The sequence below is a fragment of the Kitasatospora sp. NPDC059747 genome (assembly GCF_042732955.1).
Taxonomy (GTDB): domain Bacteria; phylum Actinomycetota; class Actinomycetes; order Streptomycetales; family Streptomycetaceae; genus Kitasatospora.
Genome location: NZ_JBHWGV010000118.1, coordinates 1 through 9,584, shown reverse-complemented (window position 1 = coordinate 9,584; position 9,584 = coordinate 1). Strand labels below are relative to the sequence as shown.

The following is a 9,584-nucleotide window of genomic DNA, read 5'->3' as shown; positions in this document are numbered from 1 at the left end:
GCGGGCGGCGCGCGAGCGCTGCCGCGCGGCGGGGGGGGGGGGCGGCGCCCGCCCCGCGCGCGGGCGGGGGGGGGGGGGCGCGGCGCCCCCCCCCCCCCCGCGGCAAGCCGCAGCAAGGGCCACTCGCCGTTCTGCGGCCCACTCTCCGAGTAGCGCGTTCCCAGTCGGCTGGGTCAGGGGTGACACGAGCGATCATGTGGCGGGCAGAGGAACTGAACGCGGGTGTGGAGGAAGTCCTCCACACCCGCGAGCATGCTCCGACGAAGGCCACTTCAGCTGTCCCGTTGCTCCTCCGAGCCCGGGTTCGCTTCGGCGAGTGTAGCTCCGCGGTACTCGGCATGGTTCCGGTCCACGCTACCGGCGATGTGGAGGGCGACCGGGTGGCGGGTGCGGGAGTCCCAGGCTAGGGACTGGTGGCACAGCGCGGCCGTCAGGGCCGCCAGGGTTTCTGGAACGTAGGGTCCTGCAGCGGGAACCGTGATCTGGATGGCAGTAAAGCTGCTCCAGTCCTTGGCCAGCAGTTGTGCGTTCAGCGCTTCGGGGATAGTGAAACGGGTGTGCTGGCTTCCGTTGGTGCCGGTCTGCCCGAAACCGTTGTAGGTGCGTGATGTCTGAGCGAGGTACCAGCTGGTGACTCCGGCGGTGGTGGTGCGCCGGTACAGCCATTCGTCGGGGGCGGCGGGTTTGTGCGGATCCGGGCGCCGCCTGCCGACACGGTCGATGGGGGTGGGGACTTCGCCGTACGAGGTGTTGATGCAGACATCCGCTGCCGCACGGCCGTCCTCGCGGAGGCTGTCGCCGGGGAGCGGACCGTGGCCGAGGCGGGCGTTCTGCAGACCGGGCCAGATGGTTCGGCAGGCTTCAGCGTCAGTGAAGATCACGACGGGGGCCACGCCCGGCAAGACGCGCAGCGCGGAGCGGATCTCCTCGCGGACGAGCCGGGCGCCGTCCTCGTGCCTGGCGTGACCGGCTACGCCGATCGGACCGGCCCCGAAGGAGGACTCCGCCTCGGCGATCGGGAGCCAGGCGTGCAGGCGACGGCTGTACATCTCCAATCGCCACGGCACGGTGGGGTCGGGGTGGGTGTGGAGGGCGGTCAGCACCTCGACCATCTGGGTCTGATCGGCGGAGCCGATAGTGCGGGTGCTGGCTCGCTGCTGCCGAAGGTGCAGCCCGACGAGCACAGCGGGGTGGTCCAGCGGTACCGCATCCGCCAGCCTCCGGTCGACCGCCCCAAGTCGGAGCAGCAGGTCGCGGAGTCCGTTGACCGCGGGGAAGTCCAGGCGAGGGCCTCGTGGACGGCCAGACTTGTCCGCTTCGGTCCCGTCCAAGTCCGCCGTCTCGTTCTCCAGGGTTTCGGTGGCGGGCCCGGGTACGGAGTCGAGGGGTTCCGGCTCGGCGGCGGGCACCGTGGTGGCGGTTTCCCTGGCAGCTTCCTCCTTGGCCTTGGGGGGTTCCTTGAACGCGATGAACTGGGAGACCATCCCGCGCTGGTGGAAGTGCCGACGCAGGTCCCGCTTCGGGTCATAGTCCGCGCCGCGGTCCCGGCGGCTGCTCTTCTTGGGATTCCACACGGTCTCGACCCACACGCCATTGAGGGCGGGGCCCGGAAGAGCGTCGAGGAAGGCGAGTTCACGGTTCCAATCGGGGCGACTGCTGGCAACCAGGGCCGGCAGTCGTCGGAACCACACGCTGGTGCACGCGGTGAGTTTGCAGTCGCTCTCGTCCTCCCAGTCGTCCACGAGGTCGGGGGAGTCCGTGTAGGGGACAAGGGCCTCGATCATGCGTCGACGGGTGTGCTCGCGGTCGTAGAGGGCGAGGATGCGGATGTGGTCGTGTCCGGTGCCGGCAAGGGCGTGGTCCAGGTCCTCGCGCAGGACCCGGCCCTTGGCGTTGCGGGCGACCTGGCGCTCCGTCCGGACGTACGACACCTGCCGCAGGCCGAGCCTGGGGCCGAGGACAGTGTCGATGTGACGGGCGAGAGCGAAGTTGAAGCGGGTGCCGGTGCCCTTACCGAGCGGATGCTCGGTCGGCCCCGGGATCAGTACGCGGATCGGTCGGTTCTTGTGGCTCAGTCCCTCGTTGTCGCACAGGGTGACGGGTTTCAAGTCGCAACTCCCGACGACCCGAGCGGCGAAACCCCGGATGTACGGCTCCCAGCCCTCTTCCGTGCGGCGATGGCCCACGGGGACCCGGAGGATGGTCTTGGTGCCGCGGTGGACGAAAGCGGTCCGCGTGCCCGCCCAGTGGGTGGCGAGACGGCTGAACGTGGGCAGGACGTGGACGGTGATGAGGGGCTCGCCCGGCAGTGTGATGACGCGGAAGTCGAGTTTGTGCATGGCCACGCCCTCGGTCCGGCGCCGGCCAGCGGTGTTGGTCAGTAGGTGGTTCCAGCCGAGCAGGCTGCCGTTGGTGTCCATCAGCCACGTCAACTGCGGCTGCTTGATCGGCTGGTCACCCTCAGCACCGTCCGACGGTTCGGGTTGCTGACCGTCCGGTTCGTCTGCCAGGCCGCCCTCCTCGGGCGGTGCGGCGGGGGAGGGACGGTGTGGGAGTGGAAGGGGCAGGGGGTGGCGTGCGAGCTCGGCGGCGATATTCCAGGCGGCGACGCGGAAGAACCATTGGGGTGCTCGGGGTCGGCCTGTGGTGGCTTGGTCAATGAAGGAGGCCAGGTTCGCCCGGGTCGGTGTGCACTGGTCGAGCAGCGGCGCCAGGGTGTTGGCATCGTCGTCCTTGCGGATGTGGCGTTCCCAGGCACGGACGGCGCGGCTCAGAAGCCGAGGTTCGATGATCTTGGTGGTGGCGAGCATCGTCGGGGTGCGGGTCTCGTCGTCCGGCTTGCCGAGCGTGTCGGGCATGATGACGACCGGTTGGTTGGTCACGGCGGACAGCGCGGTGGCCAGCGAGGCGTACGCCGGACGGACGGGCTTGGCGCCCTCGTAGTCGCGATAGCTGGGCAGCAGGCTCCATGCCTGGGCGAAGTCCTCGCTGAGCGCGTACAGCACGACCTTGCCCAGCTTCTTCGGATCCATGGTGAAGGCGAGGGTGTTCAGCATTCGGTGTCCAGGTTCGATCGACGGCGGTGCTGCTGATCGGCGAAGGTGAAGAACCCCTCCAGCGCCGCACGGTTGGTGTTGACGACGGTGTCGAATTCCCCGCTGGCGATCCACTTGCTGCGAAGCGCACGCAGGATGGACGGCAGGTCGGAGTTCCCGCTCGTGTCGATGAAGGCCGCGTCGACCAGGCGGAGCCTGCCCGGTGTGCCGCCGCGGCGGGCACGTCCCACGAGTTGGGTGAGGGAGGCGACGAGTTCCGCGGCGACCGCGATCTTGGCGCGGGCCGGGAGTGCCCGGAAGTACCGCTCGCTGGCCAGTAGTTCGTTGAAGTAGCCACTCGCGGTCTGCTCTGCGCTCTCCAGCGCCTTCCACGGGAGGTCGTGCGGCCGGTGCTCGTCGAAGGTCCGGGCGCCGATATGGGCGAGCAGTTCGCTGGGTTCGTCGACGATGGACATAGGCCGGACGGCGAGCCAGATGGCACCGACGCGGGAACGGCGCTCGCCTGGGGAGAGGATGTTGAGGCTCCGCTCGGCCCGTTGCACCGGGGCGACCAGGATCCGGGCGCCCGCCATCGCGCCGAAGTCCTCCAGGCGGTCGGCGGGGATCTCGGTCCACGGACGGTACGGCCCCTCGGCGTCGGCAACGCGCTCGGGGTCGGGACGAACGGCGACGGCGACGAGGCCGGGCGGGGCGCCCGCCGAGGTGAGGCCGTCGGCGAGGTCCAGGCAGCTGATGTAGGAGGTGGTGGCGAGCAGGATGGCGTCCTGGATCCCGACCGGATTGCCCGCGGAGGCGAGTTGATCGAGCTCCCGCTTCAGTTCGCTCCACAGTTTGGCGCCGAGCTCGTGGGTGGCCTCACGCCGTTTCGTGCCGGAGAGCCCGGAGATCCGAAGGAGTTCTTCCGACCCGATCCCCGGGACAGGCCTGATGTCGACTTCGATCGGTTCGCCGTCGTCGGGGACGACGTAGGTGGGCCTGGTGTGGACGTGGTGACGGTGCGCGCCGGGTACGTAGGCGGTGGCGGACAGCCCGAGCACGATCCGGCGGTGGCCGGAGTGCGCCAGCGCCGTGTTCTGCCCGAGGTCGAGGAGGTACCGGTGCGGGTCCCCGCCGAAGGCCACGGCACTCAACCTGGTGTCCTGCGGGGCGAGTGGGTTGACGTCCTCGGTGAAAGCGAAGACCTGACGGCCGAGCGGACCGTGTGGGACAGCGCGCCAATGGTCGTAACCGCCCAGGGCGGAAGCGATCTCCTCCGCAGCCGCCACGCCGGCCAGCTTGAGCTGGGGCGCGTCGTAGACGAAACGGTGCAGCAGGTCGCGGAGCGGGACGAGGAACATCCGCCGGACGAGGCGGTCGATCACGTCGAGCCGGGTCTTCGGCGCAGGCACCCAGGTCCTCAGCTGGACGTCGAGGCGGTCCCTGGCGTGGTCGAGCGAGCCCGCCTCGTGCTGCTTGCTGGTGACACTGCGGAGGATCCCCGCGAAGCCCTGCAGGTGGTCGGGCAACAGGTGGGTGTCGATGGCGGGATCCCACACCGTCTCCAGGGTGAAGGTGTGACTGATGCCCGTCCGGAGGGGTTCTGCGGCGCCGATCTGTTGGGGATCGTTGTCGAGGAACGGGGCGAGCTTCGCCGCGAGCCAGGAGTCCCACTTGGTCGGCACAATCCATCGGCGGGCGGCGTCACTCCGTCGTCGGCGGTTCGGACGGGACGCAGTTCCTTCGGAGAGCCGGTCGGTCTGTCCCAGGTCACCGCGGGCGAGGTGCATGGTGTAGGTCTCGGCGAGCGCGCGGCTCTCCGAGACGTTCTTGCGGGCCCGTTCCTCCAACGCCGCGGGCAGCCGGTGGAAGGCCGAGACCAGCTGGTTGTCCAGCTCGATCAGTGGTCGGTCGTGCGGCCGGTCGCCCCAGGCCAGCACCAGGTTCCGGCCGTTGCGCTCGAACACGGTGGACTGGAAGGCGTCGAGTTCGTCGATGAGGACAATCTGACAGCGCCGGAGCACGAACTCCTCGACGGAGACGTGCTCGCTCACGAGGCCGTCCTCCGACTCCAGCGGGATGTGGACGTTGCCCGCGTGCAGGTTGGAGTGGGTGGTGACGAGGATGCTCGCGGTGGTGGCCGCGCGCGTCAGGCGGAACTTGCCGCACTTGTGCCGGAAGGGGCACACCTTGGGCTCGGGCATCGTACGGTAGTCGTTCTGGCGCGGCGGCCGTACCGGTGCGAGTCTGCGGCAAGGTTCCCCGCCGGGCGTCCAGGCGTCCACTTCGTCGTCGACCGCCGCCAGGGCCGGGAGCTGGCAGGAGTAGCCGAGCCGTTCGAACACCCAGTCCACGTACGCGGTATCCGTGGAGTTGCGAGTGGTGCGCTCCAACTCGCGCACCAGCCCGTCGGGTGACATCAGCGGTACGACCACCTGTTCCGGCTTCAACCGGGACCCCTTGAGAAGGTCGGCCGCAACCAGTTCCTCCTCGATCTGCCGGGTCAGATTCAGCACGTCCGCGTTGGTGCTGACGACCAGGGCGAGGGTGTGGCCCTGTTGGACGGCCCAGGCCGCGATACCGGCCATCATGACGCTCTTTCCGGACCCGGTCGGCGCGCTGAGGACCTGGATGTCCCCCGCCCGTAGGACCAGTTTCTTCCCCACCGCGAGGCCGCTCCGGTCCCGCATCCGGGAGAAGAATGGGCCCAGTGCTCCCTCGCGGTAGGCCGAGCCGGTTTCCTGGTCGAGGGTACGGTTCAGGGCGAGGAAGCCCTGGATGTCGAGAGCGACGTGGGGGAGATCGGGAGACGTCCGTAGGACGGCTGCGGGCGGGCGGTGCGCGGGGACGTGTTCGGCCAGGAAGGTGTAGGTGGCCAGCGCCGGCGTGGTGAGTCCACCGGCCATCGGCACCTGCAGGTTGTGGGTGTGCTCGCCAGCCTTGGCGATGGACTGGGGGCGGAACGCCTCCTCGGCGACACGGTCGAGTTCGTCCAACAGCCGATCGGCGAACTCCCGCGGTGCAACACCGTGGTGGAACCGGACGTGCCGCCCGTCGGGCTCGAGGCGCGTACCGGGCACCCTGTCCTGGGCGAACTGGTCAGCGACGCGGTCCTGGAAGACCGTCTTGTCCGCGAGGGCGTTGTCCCGGTGCCGCAGTAGCCGTGCCAGGCGCCGCTGGTCATCGAAAGGCAGCTCCCGGTATCCGGGCCAGAGGTCGTACTTTCCGCTGAGCAGGAAATGGGCCGCGTCGACGCTGCCGCCGTCTGGCGGCGGAAAATGGGCCAGTGAGCAGGCCAGGGCACAGGCGATGAGCCGGGGCAGCCCGCGCTCCTCGCGCTCAGTCCGCGGAGAGGAGAGGTCGGTCATTTCGTCTGTCGCTTCGCTCGGGTCAACTGCTTGCTGATCTCTTTGTTCACGTCCTCGACAAGCCACACGGTGTAGCCGGGCAGAAGTTTCTGCAGTTCCGCTTTCTGCCCGGGACCGCGGTGATCGGGCAGCACGATGGTGTCGGCGGCGAGTGGTTTCTGACGAACCTTCTCGGCCAGGGCCGTAGCGCTCGCCACATCCTTGAGGTCGATCGACAAAGTCCAGCCCAGGGACTCGACGGCGAATTCCAGATCATAGATGTCCAGCCCGGGCCACAGCGTGACGCCCAACAGCGGCTTGCCGTGCCAGCGGCGGTACAGCGAGAGCTCCTCGACACCTGGCACGACGATGAACCGCCATACCGCGAAGTCGACGCACACCGTGCGTTCCGGCCCCTGTTGCCGTCGTTCGCGTGCCCCTGGGGGCCGTGGCACCTGGGAGTCTCTGCGGAGCAACTGGGGACGGCCACCCGTGAGCGGTTCAGAACGCACTGTGTAGTGAGCCTGGTGGTACAGGTAGGTGCACCTCACCCGGTGGCCGTCCACCCGCATCGGCCACCGGCATTTCGGGCAGGCCCACCACCAACGACCGCCGTACACGCGGTCGGCCGGCAAATCGACGTACTGGACAGGCGGGTCAATGCCGACCTCCGCACACAAGTCGAGGATTTCCCCCGCACCGCCAGCCGGATATTCGACAACGAACCGGCGACGGGCCCGGTACGAGTGTTCGTTGGCTCCTGTTCGGATCCCCGCGAACGCCTCGTTCTCCACCCCCTCCTGGCGCATCCAAGCCCAACTCGGCAGCCAGCCCCGGCCCCTGTCGCCCTTCTGCAAGAGTTCCATGACAGAAGTGCAGCCGTCGGACCAGACGTCGTCACTGAGCTCGCCCCACTCCAGGACGGTCAACTGGCCCAGCGGATCCCCATCGAAGACATCCGGTGCCAGCTTTCCCAGCGGGTAGGAGAGCGATCTGACGAACTCTGCCGGCGTCAGGACTTCCTGCTGGGGGCAGAGGGCGTTGACCACCCCGGCCATGCTCATGATTTCCCGCCAGGCACGTGGTTCGCAATGCCGAACCGTCCATGCGTAACCTGCGCGGATGGCTGCGGAGAGGACTTTCATCCTCCGCTGGCCCAGGGCAGCGTCGTACACCGCCACATCCCTCCATCACACTTTACCGAGTGTCCTTGACAGAGCGCACTGATGTGCTGGGGAGGATCATGCATGAACTTCGACGGCGCCGCGCAGGAGCGGATAGGCGAAAAGCCTCACTCGTGAGTCATTGATATGCCACTTGACCTGCGCAGATATCACATAAGACGGCTCGGTCCACATGATCGAAGTTCATCTCTTCGAGTGATCATGGTCGTGTCGCCTGGTCCTGGAGTCTTTCGGTGAAGCCGACGCCCGGGGTTTCTTGGGAGAGACCGGAAGGAGGAGCGCCGACAGAGCGTGGTGTGCAGCGCTAACGTGCCGGCCGCCTGCTCGACGGGTCCCGAGCAGGCGGTCAACCTGGCTTCCAAGCAGCAGAGTTGGCCAGCGCGCGCTGCTCGCATGGTTCACGCGGGCTGACGGAGGCCCAGCCGTGACAACGGCCAGACATGTCAAACTTCGTCCATATATGTCCACAGGCGGCCAAAGTCCCTGACAGCTCCTCCGCCCGCCGCCCTATTCGGACCCGGCCGTTCAGCGGCGGAAGCCGCGGCGGGGGTCGCGGGCCGTGACGTTCCCGAACGGTTCGAACCAGGCCTGCGCGCGCAGGTCGCCCACGCCCAGCTGCCGGTTGGCGTCACCGTCGGGGTCCTCGATCCCGTCGAAGCGGGAGCTGAAGAGCATGAGGACGTCGGTGTCCTGGAAGAACATGTCCGTGCATGCGTCGAAGTCGTAGTCGTCGCGGTGCACCGGCAACATGTTGTGCGTGCCGTGCCTGGTGCCGTCGGAGTCCTCCCCCAACTCGTCGGCGCTTTCGCCGGCGTCGGCGATGGCGAGATGCAGGGCGAGTTCCTCGGCGGTGCAGGTCGGCCGCGGCCAGTGGCCGCGTTCGAGGTCGTCGGCGAGGTCGTCGGCGGCGCGGGCGAAGCGGCGCCGCCACTGGAGGTCGATGGCGAAGGTCAGCTTCGGCAACCGCGGGAACACCCCCCAATTGCCCTCGTGCTTGTCCGGGACGAGGCGCCCGTCACCGAGTTCCTCCGCGTCCTCGTACGCCTCGTCGGCCAGCAACGACAGCGCGGTGTAAAGGAGGTCGGCCGTGCGGGGAGTCAGCTGCCACAAGCAGCTCTCTTCCTCACACTCCGGGTCCTCGCAGTGCGGATCCTCCACAGGGAAGAGCGCCGCGAAATCGGGAAGTTTCTCCCCGAGGCTGTGCTCAGGGGACTCCCCGGCCTTGGCGGCACGCGGGCCGGGGCCGAAGTCCGCCACGACCGGCTCCGCACTCCACTCGGCGACCTCGTCACCCTTGTTCCGCCGCAGCAGAGAGATATGGCTGCGTTCGGTCAGGACGTCCGCCCCGTCGACGTCGACGGGCGGGTCCGCGAGCCACATCACCGCTCCGACCACGTCGTACGGGTCGTCATCGTCGAGCTGATCGGCCGGCATCGGCTCCCACCCCTGCTTGCCCGCCGCGTCCAGCAGGGCCTGCCGGTCGCGGACGTGGAACTCGCGGAGCGAAGTGATCCGCACAACGTGGCCCGGAAGGTCACGCAGCCGAGCCTCCCCCGGCATCAGGTGGCCGGAATCCGCGACCGCTTCGTTGTCGTCGCTGCCCCGGTTATCACCGCCGTCTTCCTGTTCCGAATCCTCGTGCACGGGTCGTTCGGGCCAGGCGATCAGCGTCCCAGCGGCGGCCGGCCAGGTGCCGGCCGTCACGTGGGCGACGGCCTGCCGGAGCGACGACGCCGGGGCATCCGGCAATTGCCCGCACAACCCGTCCACCAACTCCGTGGCAGCCCGGGCACCGGGCGCCCCGCGCAAGGTTCGGCGCAGCAGTTCGGCTGCGCGGTAGGCGAGTTCGGAGTCGCGGCAGGTGAGGACGGCCTGGAGTGAGTCCGGGCCGTCGTCGTGGGAGAGGAGCGCGAGGACGCGGCTCTTAGAGGGTGTTCGATAGGGGAATCCCCCCAACTGTCCGGCTTTCGCGGGCTCGGCACGGACGCTGTTCCAGGATCCTGTAGCGGCCGGGCCCGTGT

The 9,584-nt window shown here is 68.6% G+C and carries 4 protein-coding genes; all 4 read right to left on the bottom strand.

Annotated features, from left to right (window positions below; all coding sequences use genetic code 11):
• Positions 1–272 precede the first annotated feature (272 nt).
• On the bottom strand, positions 273–3,056 hold the full coding sequence (locus ACFV4G_RS35285) for an RNaseH domain-containing protein (protein ID WP_380446275.1): 2,784 nt from the start codon (positions 3,054–3,056) through the stop codon (positions 273–275).
• Positions 3,050–6,400, bottom strand: coding sequence for a hypothetical protein (locus ACFV4G_RS35280; protein ID WP_380446274.1), 3,351 nt, complete (start codon positions 6,398–6,400; stop codon positions 3,050–3,052). Before ACFV4G_RS35280 ends, ACFV4G_RS35285 begins: the two co-directional genes overlap by 7 nt.
• On the bottom strand, positions 6,397–7,560 hold the full coding sequence (locus tag ACFV4G_RS35275; RefSeq protein ID WP_380446273.1) for a hypothetical protein: 1,164 nt from the start codon (positions 7,558–7,560) through the stop codon (positions 6,397–6,399). Before ACFV4G_RS35275 ends, ACFV4G_RS35280 begins: the two co-directional genes overlap by 4 nt.
• Before the next feature lie 528 nt (positions 7,561–8,088).
• Positions 8,089–9,584: hypothetical protein (locus tag ACFV4G_RS35270; RefSeq protein ID WP_380446272.1), on the bottom strand; the 1,496-nt coding region annotated here is incomplete at its 5' end.

What these genes read in the sequence shown, in the direction of transcription:
- ACFV4G_RS35280 (WP_380446274.1), bottom strand. Translation starts at nt 6,400, where the DNA reads ATGACCGACCTCTCCTCTCCGCGGACTGAGCGCGAGGAGCGCGGGCTG.
- ACFV4G_RS35285 (WP_380446275.1), bottom strand. Translation starts at nt 3,056, where the DNA reads ATGCTGAACACCCTCGCCTTCACCATGGATCCGAAGAAGCTGGGCAAG.